This window comes from Shewanella marisflavi, from assembly GCF_002215585.1.
GTDB lineage: Bacteria > Pseudomonadota > Gammaproteobacteria > Enterobacterales > Shewanellaceae > Shewanella > Shewanella marisflavi.
The window spans coordinates 3,640,167-3,659,290 of record NZ_CP022272.1 but is presented as its reverse complement, the minus strand read 5'-3'; the positions used below and the strand labels follow the sequence as shown (position 1 = coordinate 3,659,290).

General features: G+C 49.5%; 16 protein-coding genes and 2 tRNA genes. 8 read left to right on the top strand and 10 right to left on the bottom strand.

All coding sequences use genetic code 11. The annotated features are described in order from the left end of the window. Nucleotides 1–20 precede the first annotated feature (20 nt). Together CFF01_RS16090 and cutA are read right to left on the bottom strand one after the other, a co-directional pair. Nucleotides 21–1,826 (bottom strand): protein-disulfide reductase DsbD, encoded by a 1,806-nt coding sequence (locus tag CFF01_RS16090; protein WP_088905476.1) that lies wholly within the window; start codon nucleotides 1,824–1,826, stop codon nucleotides 21–23. Then, the gene (gene cutA / locus CFF01_RS16085) at nucleotides 1,823–2,146 is read right to left on the bottom strand and encodes a divalent-cation tolerance protein CutA (RefSeq protein WP_088905475.1); all 324 of its coding nucleotides are present in this window, start codon (nucleotides 2,144–2,146) and stop codon (nucleotides 1,823–1,825) included. The genes CFF01_RS16090 and cutA overlap by 4 nt, the downstream gene beginning before the upstream one ends. Before the next feature lie 259 nt (nucleotides 2,147–2,405). Here cutA and CFF01_RS16080 point away from each other — a divergent pair, with 259 nt between their 5' ends. Beyond that, the gene (locus CFF01_RS16080; protein ID WP_088905474.1) at nucleotides 2,406–3,005 is read left to right on the top strand and encodes an FxsA family protein; all 600 of its coding nucleotides are present in this window, start codon (nucleotides 2,406–2,408) and stop codon (nucleotides 3,003–3,005) included. Between the two features lie 35 nt (nucleotides 3,006–3,040). Here the strand turns inward: CFF01_RS16080 and CFF01_RS16075 are convergent, their stop codons facing one another. Next, nucleotides 3,041–4,882, bottom strand: coding sequence for a protein kinase domain-containing protein (locus CFF01_RS16075; protein WP_088905473.1), 1,842 nt, complete (start codon nucleotides 4,880–4,882; stop codon nucleotides 3,041–3,043). A 212-nt stretch (nucleotides 4,883–5,094) separates the two neighbouring features. Between CFF01_RS16075 and CFF01_RS16070 the strand changes: the two genes are divergently transcribed. Further along, nucleotides 5,095–5,439 (top strand): hypothetical protein, encoded by a 345-nt coding sequence (locus tag CFF01_RS16070; protein WP_033540750.1) that lies wholly within the window; start codon nucleotides 5,095–5,097, stop codon nucleotides 5,437–5,439. 72 nt (nucleotides 5,440–5,511) lie between these two features. Then, nucleotides 5,512–6,168: a thiopurine S-methyltransferase gene (locus CFF01_RS16065; protein WP_088905472.1), complete on the top strand. Its 657-nt coding sequence runs from the start codon at nucleotides 5,512–5,514 to the stop codon at nucleotides 6,166–6,168. Nucleotides 6,169–6,259: 91 nt separating this feature from the next. Here the strand turns inward: CFF01_RS16065 and CFF01_RS16060 are convergent, their stop codons facing one another. Together CFF01_RS16060 and CFF01_RS16055 are read right to left on the bottom strand one after the other, a co-directional pair. After that, nucleotides 6,260–7,276, bottom strand: coding sequence for a porin (locus CFF01_RS16060; protein ID WP_088905471.1), 1,017 nt, complete (start codon nucleotides 7,274–7,276; stop codon nucleotides 6,260–6,262). A 438-nt stretch (nucleotides 7,277–7,714) separates the two neighbouring features. Continuing rightward, nucleotides 7,715–8,773 carry a porin gene (locus CFF01_RS16055; protein WP_088905470.1) on the bottom strand — a complete coding sequence of 353 codons (1,059 nt, stop codon included), beginning with the start codon at nucleotides 8,771–8,773 and terminating at the stop codon, nucleotides 7,715–7,717. A 369-nt stretch (nucleotides 8,774–9,142) separates the two neighbouring features. Here CFF01_RS16055 and tcdA point away from each other — a divergent pair, with 369 nt between their 5' ends. Together tcdA and pepT are read left to right on the top strand one after the other, a co-directional pair. Next, the gene (gene tcdA, locus CFF01_RS16050; RefSeq protein ID WP_373681760.1) at nucleotides 9,143–9,955 is read left to right on the top strand and encodes a tRNA cyclic N6-threonylcarbamoyladenosine(37) synthase TcdA; all 813 of its coding nucleotides are present in this window, start codon (nucleotides 9,143–9,145) and stop codon (nucleotides 9,953–9,955) included. Between the two features lie 125 nt (nucleotides 9,956–10,080). Continuing rightward, a complete protein-coding gene (gene pepT, locus CFF01_RS16045; protein WP_088905469.1) occupies nucleotides 10,081–11,310 on the top strand; it encodes a peptidase T in 1,230 nt (409 codons plus the stop codon). On the opposite strand, the gene CFF01_RS16040 is transcribed toward pepT, so the two are convergent. Next, on the bottom strand, nucleotides 11,299–12,939 hold the full coding sequence (locus tag CFF01_RS16040; RefSeq protein WP_088905468.1) for a sensor histidine kinase: 1,641 nt from the start codon (nucleotides 12,937–12,939) through the stop codon (nucleotides 11,299–11,301). The genes pepT and CFF01_RS16040 overlap by 12 nt on opposite strands. A gap of 229 nt (nucleotides 12,940–13,168) precedes the next feature. On the opposite strand from CFF01_RS16040, the gene CFF01_RS16035 reads away from it, so the two are divergent. Next, on the top strand, nucleotides 13,169–13,780 hold the full coding sequence (locus tag CFF01_RS16035) for a superinfection exclusion B family protein (protein WP_033537796.1): 612 nt from the start codon (nucleotides 13,169–13,171) through the stop codon (nucleotides 13,778–13,780). Nucleotides 13,781–13,866: 86 nt separating this feature from the next. Here the strand turns inward: CFF01_RS16035 and CFF01_RS16030 are convergent, their stop codons facing one another. After that, nucleotides 13,867–13,995, bottom strand: coding sequence for a DUF3149 domain-containing protein (locus CFF01_RS16030; RefSeq protein ID WP_081953754.1), 129 nt, complete (start codon nucleotides 13,993–13,995; stop codon nucleotides 13,867–13,869). A gap of 314 nt (nucleotides 13,996–14,309) precedes the next feature. Between CFF01_RS16030 and CFF01_RS16025 the strand changes: the two genes are divergently transcribed. Both CFF01_RS16025 and CFF01_RS16020 read left to right on the top strand, forming a co-directional pair. Then, nucleotides 14,310–14,394, top strand: a tRNA-Leu gene (locus CFF01_RS16025). Nucleotides 14,395–14,440: 46 nt separating this feature from the next. Further along, nucleotides 14,441–14,527: transfer RNA gene (locus CFF01_RS16020), tRNA-Leu, on the top strand. A gap of 344 nt (nucleotides 14,528–14,871) precedes the next feature. Here CFF01_RS16020 and CFF01_RS16015 read toward each other — a convergent pair. The 3 genes from CFF01_RS16015 to CFF01_RS16005 form a co-directional block, all read right to left on the bottom strand. After that, nucleotides 14,872–15,918: a site-2 protease family protein gene (locus tag CFF01_RS16015; protein WP_232479574.1), complete on the bottom strand. Its 1,047-nt coding sequence runs from the start codon at nucleotides 15,916–15,918 to the stop codon at nucleotides 14,872–14,874. 169 nt (nucleotides 15,919–16,087) lie between these two features. After that, on the bottom strand, nucleotides 16,088–17,758 hold the full coding sequence (locus CFF01_RS16010; RefSeq protein WP_088905466.1) for a DUF342 domain-containing protein: 1,671 nt from the start codon (nucleotides 17,756–17,758) through the stop codon (nucleotides 16,088–16,090). Between the two features lie 184 nt (nucleotides 17,759–17,942). Beyond that, the gene (locus CFF01_RS16005) at nucleotides 17,943–18,971 is read right to left on the bottom strand and encodes a class I SAM-dependent methyltransferase (protein ID WP_033537998.1); all 1,029 of its coding nucleotides are present in this window, start codon (nucleotides 18,969–18,971) and stop codon (nucleotides 17,943–17,945) included. Nucleotides 18,972–19,124: the final 153 nt, after the last annotated feature.

Here is a 19,124-nt window from a genome sequence, read left to right as displayed (position 1 = left end):
TAATGTACTACGACGGCACGCTATTGCCCTAGCAGATGATCCAGATGGGCTGCAAATTCAGCCGGCTTCATAAAGCCAGTGACTCTGAGATCGTCACGGATCTCGCCACTGGCATCGAACATCAGCAGAGTGGGAAGACCCAGTACATCATAATGCTCCAGCAGTTCGATATCGATAGCGTCATTTTTAGTCACATCTGCCTGTAGGAAGACCATCTGCGCCAGGCGTGATTGCACGTCCGGGTCGACGAAGGTGATATTCTCAAACTCTTTACAGGCGACACACCAGTCGGCGTAGAGATCCAGCATCACAGGTTTACCCTGGGCACTGGCGCTGGCCACCTCGGCCTTAAGCTCTTCGAGCGACTTGATGGTCTTGTGAGTCACGCCATGGCTAGCAGCGCCTGTTTGCATCTGATAGCCAAGGCTATTCATCACCGCCTGGAAGCCATAGGAGAAGCTGGCCAGCAGAGTGAGTAGCAGTAAGACTGAGCGCACTGTCTGCTTCCAGTTAAACTCGGTGAGCTTATTTTGGTGCATCAGGTAAGCGGTCAAGCTGATGCCCCAAAGCGCCCAGAGAAGATCTGAAACCAGACCTGTCCAGATACGGCCCAGCATCACGATAGAGACGGCGATCAGCAGGAAGCCGAAGATTGTCTTAATCACATCCATCCAGGCGCCCGCGCGCGGCAGTAGTTTACCGCCAGAGGAGCCGATGATCAGCAAAGGTAAGCCCATGCCCATGCTCAGCACATACAGCGCCAGGAAGCCCTGCATCAGGTCGCCGGTTTGCGCCACATAGACCAGGGCACCAGACAGTGGTGCCGTGGTGCAGGGAGATGCCACCAGACCCGAGATGATCCCCATAACGAAGACGCCAATTACATTGCCGCCTTTTTGGTTGTTGGAGAAGCGGTTCATCTTCTCCTGCCAGCTCGATGGCAGCTTAAGATCGTACAGGCCAAACATGGAGAGGCTGAGTACGAAGAAGAGGATGGCCAGCACGATGAGCACCGCTGGGTGTTGCAGCGCGGCCTGGTATTTCATGCCCGCCGAGGCGACGATAAGCCCCAGCAAGGAATAGGTGATCGCCATCCCCTGGACATAGACCATGGAGAGGCTAAAGGCTTTAGCAGTAGAAAGTTTTTCGCCTTGGCCCACAATGATGCCCGACAGGATTGGGTACATGGGGAAGACACAAGGTGTCAGCGCCAGTCCTATACCTAGGCCGAAGAAGATCACTAAGGTCCACAGCAGGTTGTCGCCCGACAGCATCTGGCTGAGGGAGTCTTGTTGGGTGATCGGGCCTGTACCCGCTGGCGTGGTCGCGGCAGGCGCGGCCTTTAGCGCTTCAGGTAAGAGTCCCGCATTGGCGCTGACTTGGGTTAGAGGCGCGCTTCGCGTGGTGGGTGGGAAGCACAATTTACCCTCGGCGCAGCCCATGAAGGTGACCTTGATGTTGGATTCATTAGCGGCTTCTTTGAGAGCGACAGGGATCTCGACATAGCTATAATAGACCTCTTGCTCACCAAAATAGTCATCGGTGTGAGACTTACCCTTTGGCAGCTGGATCTCGCCTAGGGTCGCGCCATCGGCCTCAAACTTGAGTTTGTCGCGATATAGGTAGTAGCCGTCGGCGATCACCCAGCTTATCTTGACCAAGTTGCCTTGCTGCTGCGCATCGAAGACGAAGGCTTGATCCACCGGCATTAGCTGGGGTTCATCTTTAAGGAAATCAAACTTACTCTTACTGAAGATGCCTTCGCTTTGTGCCCCTGGGGCGACTAGCAGCAAGGTTGAGAGCAGGAGGAACAGTATTTTCTTCATGATAGTGTGGTTTCTTTTATCCATGCTAAATAGGCCGCTGAACCTGTGTGGATCTCTGTTGCGATAAGTTCAGGGACTTCGTAGGGATGTAGTGACAGTAACTTGTGTTCGACTTTTTCATAATGACGGGCGAGGCATTTTAACTGTAATACCACCTCAGTCTCCTGGCACACTTTACCTTCCCAGGTGTAGAGTGAGGTGACGGGGGCAGAGATCTGAACGCAGGCAGCCAACTTGGCCTCGACTAGGGCGTGTGCCAGAGTGTTGGCTGTGGCCTGATCTGGGCAGCTGGTGGTCACGAGTAAACATTTTTCCTGCATCTGGTATTTGGGCCCTGCTTGCTCATTCATCGGGAGTTAAGTTAAACGGGTTATACTGCACCGCGACAGTGTCACGAGTGCTGCTACTTTACGTGTTTTGTCGTCGACTTGCATTAAGCTATTACTAAAATAGTGAGCTTATCCTAAGTTTGTGGCGCCCTCAAAATCGCGCTAAAGTTGACCTGACTTGAAAGTAGACCCGTTCGCCCCCATTTAGTTTTCAATGAATTAGAAATTTACGTCAATTTGTGAGGTCAGTGTGTTTTTTATCCTATTGATAATCTTTGTTCTCATACCCGTTATTGAGCTCAATGTGCTGATCCGCGTTGGCGAAAGCTTAGGCAGTTGGACGACAGTGGGCTTAGTGCTCTTTACTGCCGTGGTGGGAGTTTCTTTGGTGCGCAGCCAGGGGATTCAGACCCTGATGCAGGTGCAACAAAAGTTAGCTCGTGGCGAAGCGCCGGGTAAAGAGATTGTCGAAGGCATGATGTTGGCGATGGCCGGCTTATTGCTGTTGATCCCAGGGTTTGTCACCGACTTTATTGGTCTCTTGCTGTTAACGCCGCTGACCCGTAGCCCAATAGCGGGTTTTCTTTATCAGCGTATGCAGATCAAGGTTAGCCAGCAGGGGGGCTTTCATGGTGGTTTTGGTCAAGGGCCTTTTGGGCCAAATGGCTCGGCTGGTGGCCGTTCACCGTTCGATCGCTCACCCTTCGATGAGCAGGGTAACACCTTCGATGGTGACTATGAGCGTAAGCCTGATCCCACAGATAAAGTCGATGAGGCCAATCAGTTAGACGGCAAGCCGTCTAAAGCGGATAAATCGGCACAAGAGGATAAGGATCAGCCTAAGTCTTAATGCCTTTTGCTTGGCGCGCTACTCAAACTGCTAGGCTACTCCTGTGCTGATTGCTTTTCGAGTATCGCCTTGGGATTTCGGGGGTAGAAGCGATCAGCTTTCTTGTCGATATGCTGAAAACGGCGAGTATTCTTATAGGGCAGTTTCATAAAGCCCGAAACACCTTTTCCCTGAATTTTATCCACATGACTGAGGATCCTATCCAGGCTCGCCCTGAAAGCAGCCTGTTTACGCGGGTTTAACAGCCGCAGGTAGCTGTGGATTTTCATGTGGTTAGGGAGCACTTCGAAGATGATGCAGCCGGTGTGATGGATCTGGTTGATCCAGCCAAGCTCTGTCATGATCTCCTTGGGCAGCTCCAGGTTTTCATCCGGGTCGCGGCCATCTTCGAAATAGGAGTGTAGCCTGGATTTATCCTCCAGCGAGGGCACATCACCCACCTCAAAAGGTAACTGTTGATCCGGGCTTGGCCTGAAAGGCTGACTGGTATCATCGCGCTCCAGGTGCAGTGTATCTCGGGCGTTGAAGAAACAGGCCTTAAATACCCCGATGCGGTGAATGCCCCGTGCCAGGGTCACCATATTGTTGACCGCCAGGGTGAGCGCCGCCTTCTCCTCTTCGTTGTAGGTCGCTAGATTGGAGTCAATAAATACCCCTGACTCCTGCCAATGGATCGCCAGGCCGCCCACTAAGGAGTATTGTCCCACCCGACTGACTGCGGCGATAAAGCCCTTCTCGGTATCTCCCATGCCCGCCATAAAGTTTCGGTAGTATTTCTCCAGTTGCAGATCGTCCATCTTCTCGATGGGCTCATCTTCGTTATGTTCCCGCAGGAAGGATTTGCGCGAGCTGTAGGTGACCGTTTCCACATCTTTAGCTTGTTTTAAGGTCCACACAGGGATCTCAGGTTGGAGCGGTGGGCTGGGCAGATCTGGCAGATGCAGGCGATGGCTGTGGCTCATGCTTTTGAGAAAGTAGTCGCCGGCGCGGTTGCGGGTCTTGGGATCGTCACTGAGCATGCCGTCTAAGGTTCGCGCCAGTTCAACGGGCAGGCCAATGCTACTGGCCGGGATCACCTTGCTGCCAAAACGACTGGCCTGGCCTGAGGCCAGGGCATAGAGGGTCGCCGCTACCCCTTGTTCGTCAAATCTGGGGCTGGAGAGTGCACCATTAAGCTGCTCTTCACCGATAAAGTAAACATCTCCCATGCGGGCATTGGTGTGTTGCTGGTCGCTAGAGAGCAGATCCATCACATTACCGTTGACTGGGTTGCCGTCAGCGTCACGCTGGGCAAACACCGCCGAACCCCAGTCGATCAGCGACAGGTGGTCGCGCTCCATGTCATACACTAGGTTAGATGGCTTAATGTCGCCATGTACCAAGGGGCGACCATTGTGCAGATAGTTGAGGATCTGCGCCAGCTGCCTGGCAATACTGACGATGACCCGCACTGGCAGGGCACCGTGTTTGAGGCAGAGTTTGTCGAGATCTTCTCCCGGCGCCCTGGCCATCACCAAGATCCCCTGTTTGCCCACATGTTCAAACTTGATCACAGGTGGCACATTGGGATGGATTACCTGGGAGAGCATATAGGCTTCCTCTTCCAGCCTGTCCTGGATCTGCTGAGGCAGGGTGATGCGTGAGAATTTAAATACATGGGCCTGACCATGGCCGTTTATTCCGGCAAAGACGAAGCCATAGGCTCCCTTACCGACTAATTCGATCTCTTGATAGCCAAGCTTGCTAAGCTGCTGTTTACAAAGTCTTATCCACGCCCTGTGTTTACGGGCATCATCGGCCTTGAGCAGGTAGATTGATTGCTCTTCCGAGATGTAAAAGTGTTGCAGTTCCGGGCTGGGTGCTTGGCTGTTGGGCATGAGTCATATCACTGAATGTTGATATGTTTTTATAACAAGAAGCGGCCATAGGGCACAATAGCTAGATTTTTCATTGCTGTGATTCCTAACCGATATTTTTGGATGAGATGTTGACCTATATCAATTCTGTTACATACACATACAGGTAACCTGAAGCTAATATAAAACTATGCTTCATTGAGTAAGCAATTTTGAACAGTGAGGAGGGCGAAATGACGGAACTGGATAAAGCCCTATTAATAGAGTTGTTGGAGTACCCGAGGAAGCGCATCGTACAGTCGATGGAGCTGAAGTTTTGTCCTCATGCTGGTTTTTTTAATAGTGTCGATCCCCAGTGTATCCACTGCCACCAGGGCATGGAATGTATCTGGATGAATCATAACGATGAGCTGGTGGCCGTCGAGCGTAAATCGGTGGAGGAGCTTAAACAGCAGCTGTTGATTGCCGTTGATTTTATCGATTCCAGCTTGACCCCGCATCATCTGTCTCGCCGCAATTGTGAGTGTGAAAATTGTGTCTGGCTAAGACGGGTACAGAAAGTGCTGGATCTTCAATAAGCGCTAGCATCTGGAACCATGAGGTATTAGAGTACCTTGCATATTTAGACACTTGCATTTGCGGAGCTAACTATGCAACCCGGTTTCTGGCATGACAAATGGGCCTCTCAGCAGATAGGTTTTCATCTCGACGAGGTCAACACCCTTCTTATCGACTATTGGCCGCAGCTTAAGCTGGCTGCTGGTAGCCAAGTTTTCGTTCCCCTGTGTGGTAAAACCTTAGATCTTTGTTATCTGGCCGAGCAGGGGCTTGAGGTGATCGGCTGTGAGCTGAACCAAAGCGCGGTCGAGCAGTTTTTCAGTGACAACGAGCTGCCTGTAGAGCGCCAATCGAGTGGTGAGCATGAGTGTTACCGCACCGAGCAGGTGAGCATCTATCAGGGCGATCTGTTTCAGCTGCCAAAGGAACCCCTAGAGGCGGTAAGTGGATTTTATGACAGGGCAGCGTTGATCGCCTGGCCACCAGAGATGCGCCAGCAATATGTTGAGCACCTGGCCAGCTTGCTGCCACCTAAGAGTATTGGCTTGCTGATCACCTTAGATTATCCACAAGAAGCCCTAAATGGCCCGCCATTTGCGGTATCTGATGCCTGGATTTTGCAGCACATGAGCCCCTATTTTGAGATTGAGTGTCTGAGCACCCAAGATGTGTTGGCCGAGAATCCAAGGTTTGTGAAAAAACAGGTGCCTTGGTTGACCGAGTCTGTTTATCGCTTGGTGAGACGTTAAGGGAAAAAGCTAACAGCGCAAATAGCGTGTGTTAAAAAGCAAAAAGGCGACCTTGGGTCGCCTTTTTTTATCTTAGCGCTAAGCGCCAGGATTAGAAGTCGTAACGTACACCTACAGTGAATACGTTTTCGTCTTCTAGGTCAGTTGTAAGACCGTCAATTTTGTAGTCGCCTTCGTACATCGCATAGTGGCCATAGACTAGCGTAGACTTAGCTACACGGTAGTCAGCACCGATGATGAAGTTAGTCACATTGATGTCAGAACCTTGTGGAGCTTGCTTAGAGTACTTACCGAAGCCTGCTTCATCTACACCGTATTCGGCTTTAATGTTAACGCCGTTCAGGTTGTAAGCCAGGTTAACCAGGTAAGTGTTGTTGTCGTCAGAACCATCTACAATGCTTTCAGAGTTCTGGAATAGACCGCCAACTTTAAAGTTGCCAACCTTGAATTGAACCACACCACGGTATGCATCAATGTTAGCGATGCCTTTGTTGTAAGCGAATGCTAGGTAGTAGCTTTGTTCTTTGAACTTCTTGTCACCAAGAGTCGCACTGACTGCATACTGCTCTTCTGGATCTTCAACACCAGCTTGGTTGTTGTCTTCCATTAGGTAAGTAGCGTTTAAAGTCAGAATGTTAGCGATACGTGGTGAGTAGTACCAGAAACCGTCAGCGCTACGAGTCTGTGCGCCTACTAAGCGGTCGATATCGGCGTTTGAGTTACCGAATAGGTCGATGCCACCTTCAGACTGCTTGAATACAGTGTCGTTACGACCTGCAAGCAGTGCACCAGCTGCGCCTTTAATACCTAGGAAAGTGTTACGCGCCTTGAATACGTCGCCTTTAGAAGAAGTATTCTCAACTTGGAACTCCATCTGGTAGATAACATCTACACCGTCAGAGATCTTTTCTGAACCTTTAACACCTAGGTTAGAGAAGTTGTTTTCGATAACAGTGCCGTCTTTACCTTCTTGAGTAGTGACACCAGTATCAGAATTGGTTAGAGATAGGTCCAAACGACCGTAGAAGTTAGGGCCATCGGCTAGCGCGCCGAATGAGGTCAGTGCAATAACAGATGCAACTGATGCAGAGATTAGAGATTTTTTCATGTGTTGTGCTCCCAAGAACTGAGTTCTTTTCCATTTTTTAATGGTTATTAACATAGTTTCCATAATTTGCTACGAGCGTCCGTTTTCGTAACAAAGTTGGCCAGAAGTTTACAGTTTTATGGCAGTAAGAGTGTGGCGCAGATCAAATTTCTGGTTATCCAGGTTAGCTTTACGAGGAATTTGTGACAGATCTGTCTCGTGTGTTTGAGAAACAGGCAATCCTTGTAAAATTAACGTGTTCAGACTACTCACAAAGGAGTAGTTCTGCGCCGTCTCCGTCATTAAACTGTAACTTATTAAGAGGTTGCTAAAATTGTAGGAGCTTTGATAGGAAATGCATAATAATGTTTAAAAAATGTGCGGTCACGCACAGTTGGAGAGAGTAATGGGCAAAAAAAAAGCGGCCATAGGCCGCTTTTTAATGAATATGGGTCGCGATTAGAAGTCGAAGCGCATACCTAGGGTGACGATATCATCGCCAAGATCTTGTGTTGCACCTGCTAGTTTCAGGTCACCATCATATTTGGTGTAGTGGCCGTAGAACAGTGTGCTCTTACTGATGCGGTAATCTGCACCAATGCTGAACTGTTGCAGATCGACATCTGATACGGTTTCCATACCAGCGCCATCGGCGTTACCGACGAAACGGCTGACATATTTACCCAGGCCTGAGTCGTCACTACCAAACATGGCTTTAATTTTCACATTGCCCAATACGTATGCAGCGTTAACGAAGTAGGTATCACCCTCTAGGTTGGCATATTTAGCGTCAATATGTTCACTGTTCTGATATAGACCACCAATGATGAAGTTACCGAGTTTGACTTGAGCCACACCACGGTAAGCTTTTACATCGTCGATATTTTCGTTATAGGCGGCGGCTACATAGTAACGTTGTGCCTTGAGGGCCTTATCGCCAAAGGTTGCACTTAGGGCATACATGCTATCTGGCGCGACGCGCTCATCACCATTGTATGTGACATAGTTGTCTTCAACCAGGTAGGTAGCGTTTATGGTCAAAAGGTCAGCAATTTTTGGTGAGTAGTAAGTGATACCGTCAGCGGTACGCGACTGACCTGCAACCAGTAGATCGATATCTGAGTTGGTGTTGCCAAATAGGTCGAAACCGCCTTCAGCAGCTTTAAATACTGTGTCGTTACGACCAATAAGGCCAGTACCGCCAACCCCTTTCAAACCAAGGTAAGTGTTACGTGCTGCAAAGGTCTTGCCTGAGTTATCAAAGTTGCTAACGCCAAATTCCATCTGATAGATCACTTCAAGACCATCGCTGATTTTTTCGCTGCCCTTGACCCCTAACCAGGAGAAGTTGTTTTCTATAATAGTGCCATCTTTCTGGTTTTGGGTCGCAATGCCATTATCTGAATGAGTAAAAGCGAGATCGGCACGGCCATAAAATTGTGGGCCGTCTGCGAGAGCGGTAAACGAGGTGGCAGCGAGTGTTGCAATGATGCTTGCCGATAGAACAGATTTTTTCATTATCATCTTCCTGTAGCGATTAGGGCCATCTGGGCGAAGGCCTTTGATTTTTTTTAGCTAACGAGAGTCAAAGGGCCGAAGAAAGTCTCTTCTTTAGCCGCTAATGTTTTTGCGGCGTCAGTGTGCCGATAAGTCAAAAGACGGTATGTGACTAAGTTCACAAATCATTGGTTTTACGTGAGTTTTATCATGTATTTTTACATTTAAAAACAGATGGTTAATTTGATTTTTACTCGCTATTACCGTCCGGCATCTTTGGCAATAAATCCTCTATGATGCGTTAACATCTGTAGCGACTTTTTCTTTTTGGGGTTTCACATCTGTTTGCGGTAAAATTGCGGGGTTTTCTCAATCATAATGGAGCCTGCCTTGAGCTTGCCTGAACTCTCTGAAGCCTATCTCAATCGTTTTGCCGGTATCGGCCGACTCTATGGCGCCAATGCTCTGAAGCATTTTGCGCAATCTCATGTTGCTGTAGTGGGTATCGGAGGCGTGGGAACCTGGGTGGCTGAGGCGTTAGCGCGCAGTGGCATTGGAGAGATCACTCTGATTGATCTCGACGATATCTGTGTCACCAATACTAACCGTCAGTTGCATGCGCTCAAGGACACCATTGGAGAGTCAAAGGTGGCCGTGATGGCCGAGCGAATCGCTCAGATTAATCCAGAGTGCAAGGTTAACCAAGTGGAAGACTTTATTACCACAGATAACCTGAATGACTATTTTAATGGTCGCAAGCAGGGAGGTCTCTTGGATTATGTGGTTGACTGCATTGATGCGGTAAAACCTAAGGCAGCATTGATTGCTCATTGTAAACGCCAGAAATTACCCATAGTGACAGTGGGTGGCGCCGGTGGCCAGACGGATCCGACTCAGATCCAGGTGGCCGACTTAGCCAAAACCTATCAAGATCCGCTGTTGGCCAAGGTGAGAAACTTGCTGCGCCGTGAATACAACTTTTCAAAGAATACTCAGCGCCGCTTTAGTATTGAGGCGGTGTTTTCAACTGAGCAGCTGGTTTATCCGCAAGCGGACGGTAGTGTCTGTAATGTTAAGGCGACTGCCGAAGGCAGTATGCGTATGGACTGTGCCTCTGGATTTGGTGCCGTTACCGTGGTGACCGGCAGCTTCGGTTTTACCGCCGTGAGCCGTGTGTTGACTAAGCTCGCCGCTAAGGCGTGAGCACTAAGGCTGATTGCTAAGGCGTAGAGTCCTGATAATTAAATTACCTAAAAATTGATTTAAGTCTAAAGTCGGCCTCTGGCAGCTTGTTAGACTCGGTCGACATTTTTTGCTGGTGATTGATTATGAAACAGGCTCTGTTAAATCGATTTTTACGCTATGTGCAATATGATACTCAGTCAGATGCTAGCCAGAGTGGTTGCCCTAGTACTCAGGGACAACTGGCGCTGGCCGATCAGCTTAAAGAGGAGCTGACCCAGTTAGGCTTTAGTGAAGTGGCTTTGTCGCCGACTGGATATCTGACCGCTTTAGTACCCGCTAGGGTCGAAGGGGTCCCGCCCATCGGCTTTATTGCCCACCTGGATACGGCGCCCGATTTTAGCGGCGCCAATGTGCGTCCTCAATTGGTTGAAAACTATGATGGTGGCGATATTCCACTTGGTGAGCAGCATCAGCTGTCCCCCAAGGAGTTTCCCGAGTTAGATCAGTATCTGGGGCAGACACTGATCACCACTGATGGCTCGACGCTACTTGGCGCCGATGATAAAGCTGGTATCGCCGAGATAGTGACGGCTCTATCGGCCTTGATTCAAGATCCCGATAGCCAACACGGTGATATCTACCTCTGTTTCACCCCTGATGAAGAAATAGGTAGAGGGGCTGACCTATTTGATTTTGATGCCTTTAGGGCGCAGTGGGCCTATACAGTCGATGGTGGGGAGCTAGGTGGCTTGGAGTATGAAAACTTCAATGCCGCAACGGCTGTGGTGACCGCGAAAGGTAATAACTGTCATCCAGGCTCGGCCTTTGGGGTGATGGTCAATGCCCAGACGATGGCGGCGCGCTTTCATGCCAAGATGCCCCTGGGCGATACTCCCGAAAACAGTCGTGATTACGCTGGCTTTTTCCACCTTATCGAGATGAAAGGGGTGACGGAAGAGGCGCAGTTGACCTACATCATTCGCGACTTCGATCTGGATCAATTTGAGCAACGCAAGCGCTGGCTCACCGAGCGAGTAGAGGCCTGTAACGCTCAGCTGCAGCAGGGAGCCTTGACGGTTAGCATCACCGACAGTTATTACAACATGCGTGAGCAGTTAATCCCTCATCCCCATATTGTCGATATTGCCAAGCAGGCGATGCACCAGCTTAATATTGCGCCAAAGATCAAGCCTATAAGAGGTGGCACTGATGGCAGTCGTCTCTCCTACATGGGGCTACCTTGCCCGAATCTGTTTACCGGCGGGCATAACTTCCATGGTAAGCATGAGTTTATCTCTCTGGAGTCCATGGTGAAGGCAACCCAAGTGATCATGGCGATCTGCCAGTTGACGGCGCAAAAGTTAAAAACCTGATGGGGTGGAGATATTGAGTTCGATGGTGTCCGTGTCGAGTAGCTCCACCGGAAAACTCACCTCGAAGCAGGCGCCGCCCAGCTCACTATCGTCTTGATAGCTGATCTCGCCCTTGAGTAGGGTGACTGCGTTAAAGGCGGCGGAGAGGCCAAGCCCTGTTCCGCCTTCCGAGCGTGTGGTGGTATAGAAGGGCTCGAAGATGTGGTTGGCCTCTTCGCTGTCAACGCCCGGCCCATCATCCTGAATGCGGATGTTGAGCTGCCCCTTTTCTACTCGGGCATCGATTCTGAGCTTGCCCTGCTGGCGCCCTTTAAAGCCGTGGGCATAGGCGTTCGACAGCAGATTGGTGATGATTTGTTTAAACAGGCTGAGGTTGGTAATGATATTGAGGTCCTCATCTACCCGATAATCGACCTCGGCTAACTTGTCGCCATAGAGGAAACGCATCGATTCGTGATGCTCAATCAAGCCTTGTTTAACGTTGATACTGCGCTTCTCCTCCTGGCTCTGCTCTGCAGCTATGGTCTTGAATTTTTGGATCAGCGTGCTGGCGCGGGTGATATTGCTAATGATTAGCTCGCAGCTTTGTTGATACTCCTCCAAGATGGCGTTGATCTCCTCAAGGGTGGCGTTTTCGCTGTGGATCAAGCTAATCAGCTCTTCGATATGGATCAGTTGGGTGCTGGCGGCGGTGAGACAGATGCCGATGGGGGTATTGATCTCGTGCGCTACGCCTGAGACCAAGCCGCCCAGGGCCGCCATCTTCTCTTGTTCAACCAGCACCTCTTGTGCTCGCTTAAGCACTAATAGAGATTGCTCCAGCTCTTTCGTTCGCTCTTTTACCTGGCGGGCCAGCTCCTCTTTGTAGCTGCGTTCCAACTCGAGTAGGCGTTCTCGATCCGTCAAGGCTTCCTGTAGCTCCTGTTTGGAAGCCTTGATGTCATCAAAGGAGCGTCTGAGTTGTTGTTGCATCTCATTAATCGCCTTGGCGACCAGCCAGAATTCATCATTCTTATGGCTGTTTTTGACGAATACTAAGGGCTCAAACTTTCCATCTAGATTGATGTTTTGGCTGTAGTCACTGAGCTTAAGTAGGTGACGGGTAACCAAAAACCACACCAAGAAGAGGATGAAGCCGGCGACGATAAAGGTTTTGATCGCATTGGAGAGCAGTATGATGATGGCGCGATCGAGCAGTTTTTCATAGACCACCTTGAGGTCTGCCTGTACTAGCAGGGTGCCCACATCGATGTTCTCATTGCCTGAGGCGTAGATTAGCTGAAAGCGCTTCTCTATGGTGTTTTCTGGAGTAGCGGTACCTGCTTGCCAGTGTTGACCACTGTCGTCGTTAATTTCTATGTAGGTGATGTCAGGCAGCTGGATAAGGCCATCGATTTGTGTATTGATCAGGCGTTCATCGATCACCCAGATACTGGCGGCCAGCACATCCAGATTGACCTTCTCTATACTGTCAAATTGGCGCGTGATGCGATTGACATCGCTGCGATAGTCATTGATTAACTGAAATCCGGTGGTCAGCAAAGTAATAAGCGAGCTAAAGAGAATGATCGACAGGGTAAGCTTTCTGCCGATAGGACTCTTGAGTAGCTGAGCGGTGAGATTTGCCATTTATCTGTGTCGCTTATCCTAAGCACCCAAAAACGGCCGGGAATTGACGCTTGGTGCACTGTCCAAAAACCATAGCTTTAAGCATAGCCTGATTCTGATGTTCTGCTTGTCTTGTCAGTAAAAAGTGTCGCCAAGGTGATGTTTGTAAAGTCATTATGGGAATTGTCTTATTGGCATTTTACTTGCATTTGTTTGCGGTACTGCAGGTTTTTTGACACTAGGTATCAAGATGGAAAAATTAAATCTGATGCTGTTTAAACAGACGAGTCCCAAACAAGTGATCTTTAATTTGATGTTGTGGCTGACCTTAATCAGCTCTGTGTTGTTGTTTGCTCCGGCCTCATTGATGCGTACCTTGAGGTTAGACGACTTAGTTAATCAGTATGCGCACTTTATTGGTCTCGGTCTTATTGTGGGCGCGGCCTATCTGTTGACCCAGGTGGCTAACTATTTTCTCGATGAGGCGATTAAGCACCTAAAGGGGAAGCGAACAACCGAAACCATTGAGAAGAAGGTGAGATTACTCGATCCGACCGAGCGCGCGCTGCTGAGGGAGTTTTTCCTACAAGGAGAAACAGTATTGACCCTGCCGGAAAGTGAGCCCGCGGTGCAGAGCCTGCTTAAGGCGAATATCTTAGAGTATATGGGTAACAAACAGCAGTATGCCATTCATGGGCCTACTGCCGATTTTAAGATTGCCATGGAGGCGAGATCTCATCTGAATCGTCAGGTGTTGCGCCTGCCACAGGGCGAACCCAATCCCGAACAGTTGCAACTGCTGATTAAGGCGAGACCGCACTTCATTCACAGTGTTGTACCGGGACGAAAGCACGCCGCTTAATACTATCTGGGTTCAGCAAAAAAAGAGGGGGCATTAGCCCCCATTTGTATTAGAAATGTTACTTTCTCTGGACCTTGGAGTCCTATCTATTGTGGTTTCGACTTAGAAATAAACAGCCACATGAGATATGACATTATGCCAATGGTCGTGAAGATAACTATCATAGATAGCAGGCCAATGGGGTTACCAAACATTAAATCTAACCAAAATGCCATTTGAGAAATCCTCTTTCGCAGATGTTTATAACGTTGTCGAAGCTAAATTAGCGCGAATAGATATGAGAGATGCTGATCTCGATCAATGAATGTTGTCAATTTGATAATGGTCTATCTCGTTTTAGTTTGATTTTGTGAGTTGGTAGACGATTTGCCTATAGAGCGACATTGGGGAAATATTCCTTTGTTTAGGGCTGCGGATGAAAAATCGGCAGTCGGTAATAAAGGTATCGCAAAAGGCTTGCCATTAGCTAAAGCAAAGGTATAATTCCGTTCACTTACCCGAGAGGAGTAAGTATAGTCTGATTGATAATGCCGGAGTGGTGGAATTGGTAGACACGACGGATTCAAAATCCGTTTCCTTCGGGAGTGACGGTTCAAGTCCGTCCTTCGGTACCATTATCAATGATTCTCTTAGAGAGATAGCCATTTAGGCAGACAAGATGCAGATGTGGTGGAATTGGTAGACACGCTAGCTTCAGGTGCTAGTGGCTTAACGGCCGTGCGAGTTCAAGTCTCGCCATCTGTACCAACTTGTGACTGATAAAATGCAATCCCTAAGAATAGAACCTGCTTAACGCAGGTTTTTTTATGCCTGAAATTTGTCAATAGTCCCGATAAATCCTCAAAACGTCAGACCCCATCTGATCCATTTTCTCTTAAGTTTATGCTCTTTAAAGTCACCATCTTTGTTCTTAGCTAGGGATCTCTTGGCAAGATATCGCCAGACACAGATTCGCTGCAGTGCGCGGTTTCAGCCGCATTTTCAAGGCTTGGTTTTAGGAGAAGAGCGAGGGTTTTATAGTGCTTGGTCTCTTAGTCACTATCAGATTTGCCCCTTGCCGCCTAGGTGACAGCAAGGGGGAATTGGCGAGCTTAGCTTTGCAGTATCTTGAGCGGTAACCCGAGTATGTCGTCACCTGTGCCAGCCAGATACCAGATGATCGCTACCAGGGCGCCGACGGTGAGGAGATACCAGATAGTAGAGAAGAGCTGGCCATATCTGTCCAGGGGTAAGAGGTGGCTTTGATGTCGACTCTTCCACTCAAATATTATCTCTAGGGTGCCGATCAGCAGCAGGAAGCCAAGCAAAGCCAGGCCCAGACTGTAGCTGATGAAGACACCAATGGCCGCGCCAGCCACACAGGCGATAAGTCCCATCAGGCTGTTCATCGAGAAGCTGATACTCTTGAGAATATGGCCACCATCTAAGGGGAGTATCGGCAGCAAGTTGAACAGGTTGAGCAGGGCGTTGAAGGCGGCGAGCCCGGCAAACAACGGGTTGTCTGTGAGCCAATAGGCGACCAGAGCGGCAATCGACATCAGCAGACCGAAGGTGGGGCCCATGATGGAGATCACCACATCCTGCCAGCGGGTGTTAATTTTTTCATCGCTCAGCGCCAGGCCACCCATGAAGGGGATAAGGTAGATCCCCTTGGTTTTCATGCCAAAATATTTCATCGCACGGATATGGCCATACTCATGAAATACCAAGCAGGCAATGAGCGCCAGGGCAAACTGGAAGGAGAAGAGCCAGGAGTAGGCAGCCACACTGGCACCAGCCAGGACCACCTTAATCACCTTGGCACTCTTAAGCAGCTTAAAACCTAGAGAGGCCAGCCCGACCAGACTGAACTTTTGCTGCTGCTTTACTGGGACTACAGGTGTCTGGCGCTCAATATCTTTAGTGTTGCGACTGCCTTCGCTGAGGATGGTCTCTTCGCTCAATAGGCGATAGTTAAGCTTAAAGGGTTGCCAGATGAGGTCGACTTCAAGGGTCAGTGGGATCTTGTGAACCGTTTGGCTGTTGGGATCTTGGCGGCTTAATTCAAACTCATGGTTTCTTAGCCCCTGGTTATCGGCGCTGGCCTCTTTGACCGACACCAGTTGGTTGTCCCAAAAGAGTTGTTGCCAGCCGGCCATTGAGCCTTCCAGTCTCAACTCTTTACCCAAACAGTCTATTCTCAGTAGTTCCACTTGTTATCCGTTATAAGTTACCGCTATCTGGCGGGGATTATGCCTGTAAAGTCATGCCAAAGAAAAGAGGCCCGACAATTTTGCCAGGCCTCATTAATCGCTTGCTGCACTATGACTATTTACGATTACTGTAATCGAAACTGATCTCCTGGCCCTCGTTAACCACTATGCAGGGGCCATGTTCACGTTGGGTTCGATTAAATGCCGGACCTATATGCAGCTCGACATTGGCGAAGATATGTTTACATGCCTCGATGCGATAGGTCTGATAGTAGTTATCTACTTCCTGCTTGATGCTGTTGTACTCTTGCTCTTCGCGAGACCACTCCTGGGTGATGCGGCGCTTCTCCTCCAGCATTCCCTTAACCTGCTCAACCATGAGGGCGTCATCTTGCCATTCGGCCTTGGGGGGCAGTTTATTCAGGCTGGATTCAATATTAAGCTTGGCCACCACCATATGCTTGATCCCCTGATCAAGCTGTTTGAGCTCCTCTTTCAGCTCGCTGCACTTCATGGCGCAGAATACTTCGGTCTTAGTGCCAGCCGTGGCGCCAATGATCACCGCCTTAACGCCTTTATCCGCATTGGCAATACCTCCTACCAGATCGCCACGGCGGCCGTTGGCGTCGCTGACGATAAGTTGTCCTGAGGTTCGGGAGTGGCTGTGCAGCAGTTGTTTAGTGACCAGTATATCGCCCTCGGCATCAAGCTCTGAGTACTGTACGAACTGCGCCGAGATCTGCCCTTTGGCAGAAAGTTTGGTGGAGAGTTGATCTTCCTTAAGCTGGCGGCCGATAACCCCCTTACTGACGGTGATATCCCCATCGGCGATCAGTTGCGCCGAGTCGACAAATCCCATGACAGTAATGTCACCGGTGGATTTAACCACCATGCCTTCGTGCACGTCACCTGTAACCAGAATACTGCCTTTAAAGTCGACATTGCCGTAGCCGATATCCACATCTTTAATCTGCAGTACGTCGTCAACCTGCATCCCCGTCTTGGTTTCTACGGGTTGGCCAGCGACGGTAGCGATGAGTACATTGGGATCGGATTCTGGTATCACTGTCCCTGCGCCAGCGGTCAATTTGAGATCCTTACCCGCTATCGGTAATAAGGGTTCGCCCTGCACATTGTAGCCCTGTGTGCCTTCGGTGGCGGGGACTTTGATCATCAGCTTGTCATTGGGTTTGACCATGATGATCTCTCCCAGGTTGCGCATATCGACAGTGCCATCGGCTCGCTCCTGAGGTTGCAACAGACGCTCCCTCGCGAGCGGCACCTTACGTTCAACGACGGCATTGGTACCGTTGACGGCGGGCTTGCCGTGGGCGATCACTTCGCTGCAGCTTTGTCCCGGTGCAAGATTTGGTTGTTTGGCGAGTAGTGATTCTATTCTGACCTTGCTCAGCCCCATGCTGATCTGTTCACTCTTTAATGCTCTGAGAATATCTTGCAGTGTGACAGGCTTGCCGCCCCATGGGGCTGTGAGTGTCATCTCGGCGCTCATCTTGTCGTCGCTGAGATTGATGAGGAGTTCGGCGTCTTTACGCTCGGCGATCTCGAAGAAGAGTTCATATTGACCATCTTCCTGGCCGATAATCTTGTTGACTTGGGCAACTGCTTTTTCGATCACATTCTGTCGAGGACGTAGCTGACAAAATTCCGGTAGGGTGAGTAGTTCGGTGATGGCGTCCACCGTCAGTGGGCCATGGCTATTGGGAATAACTTTTAATTCGGCTTTATTTCCGTCGCTACTCAGTTCTATCAGTCCAGGATCCAGCATATTGATTTCCGCAGTTTAATTATTATTTTAGTTAGTATTCTCCCGAGTATAACAGCATAAAGTTTGACCTATGAAGCCCTATTTTATGATGAACATTAAGCACATGATTGAAATGCGACCTGGCGCGATAAAGCCGGGTAAGACCGGCTATAAATAACAGATTAGCCAATAGTTGCTAAAGTCATCACGCCTTTTGATTGGCGTAGACCTTGTACCTGTTGTTTTCGGCTGTCACATTTACCTCGTTGAAAAACTTGGCGATAGTGTCAGCGTAGGGGAGATGACGGTTGGCAACGATCTGCCAAACACCGCCGATATTGAGCTGGGCCTCGCTCTCCTGCACAAAGCGAGTCGCTATTTCTGTGGTGCTGTCCAGGCCATCGTGAAATGGTGGGTTGGAGATAATGGCATCGAACTTCCCTTGTGTTTGCGCCAAACCATCAGAGGCATAGACCTTGGCTTGCATGTCGTTGGCCTTTAGGGTGAGTTCACAGGAGGCGAGCGCCATAGCGTTGATATCGACACATTCGAGCTTAAGTGTCGGGTTGGCCTTGAGCAGCGCTGCGGTGATCACCCCTGCGCCACAGCCAAAGTCCAGTACCCGCCCCTTGAGCGCCGGCAGATGTTGCAGTAAGAGCTCAGTGCCCTCATCGAGGCGTTTCTCGCTAAAGACGCCGACCAGATTGCAGATGGTCAGTTCACCCTGAGGTGTCACTAGCGTGTAGCGCTTGACCCAATCGTTAAGCGAGATAGCCGGGGCCGCGGTTTGCAGCGAGCTGGTATAAAGCATGCAGTGGCGAGCGTTGTCGCGTTTGATGCCCGGCTCGAAATAGTCAGGCAGTTGTTTGGTGATAGAGCGTATACCACCCTTCTTTTCGCCCACAATGATCAGGTCACCGCCTGGCTGAAGATGGTTCGCCGCCAAGTTAAGCAGATAAGGCGCCAGGCTTTTCGACTTGGGGTAAAACAGCACTACCGCATCGAAAACTTGCTCTTTTGGCAGCTGGTGGCCGAAGTGACAGGATAATCGGGCATTTTCATGGCCTTTGACCTGCTGATAGTGGTTAAAATCTAGGGCTAATGTAGTGACTTTATCGGCCGTCTCCAGCAATGCCGTTGCCAATAGATCGCACTCATGATTAATGAGTAAAACGTTTTTTGATTCAAATAGTTCAATGTTTCTAAGGACAACTTGAGACGGATTAGAGAGCACGAAAACCACAAGATAATAGAGAATTTGCGGCAATTATAGCCTAAGCCCCTAGATTATCAGTAACATTTATTATGCCAGTTGGCTAAATCTTGCCTAAGCTATATTTCATTAGACAATAAATATCCTTTGTTATGTGAGATTTGCCGCATCAAC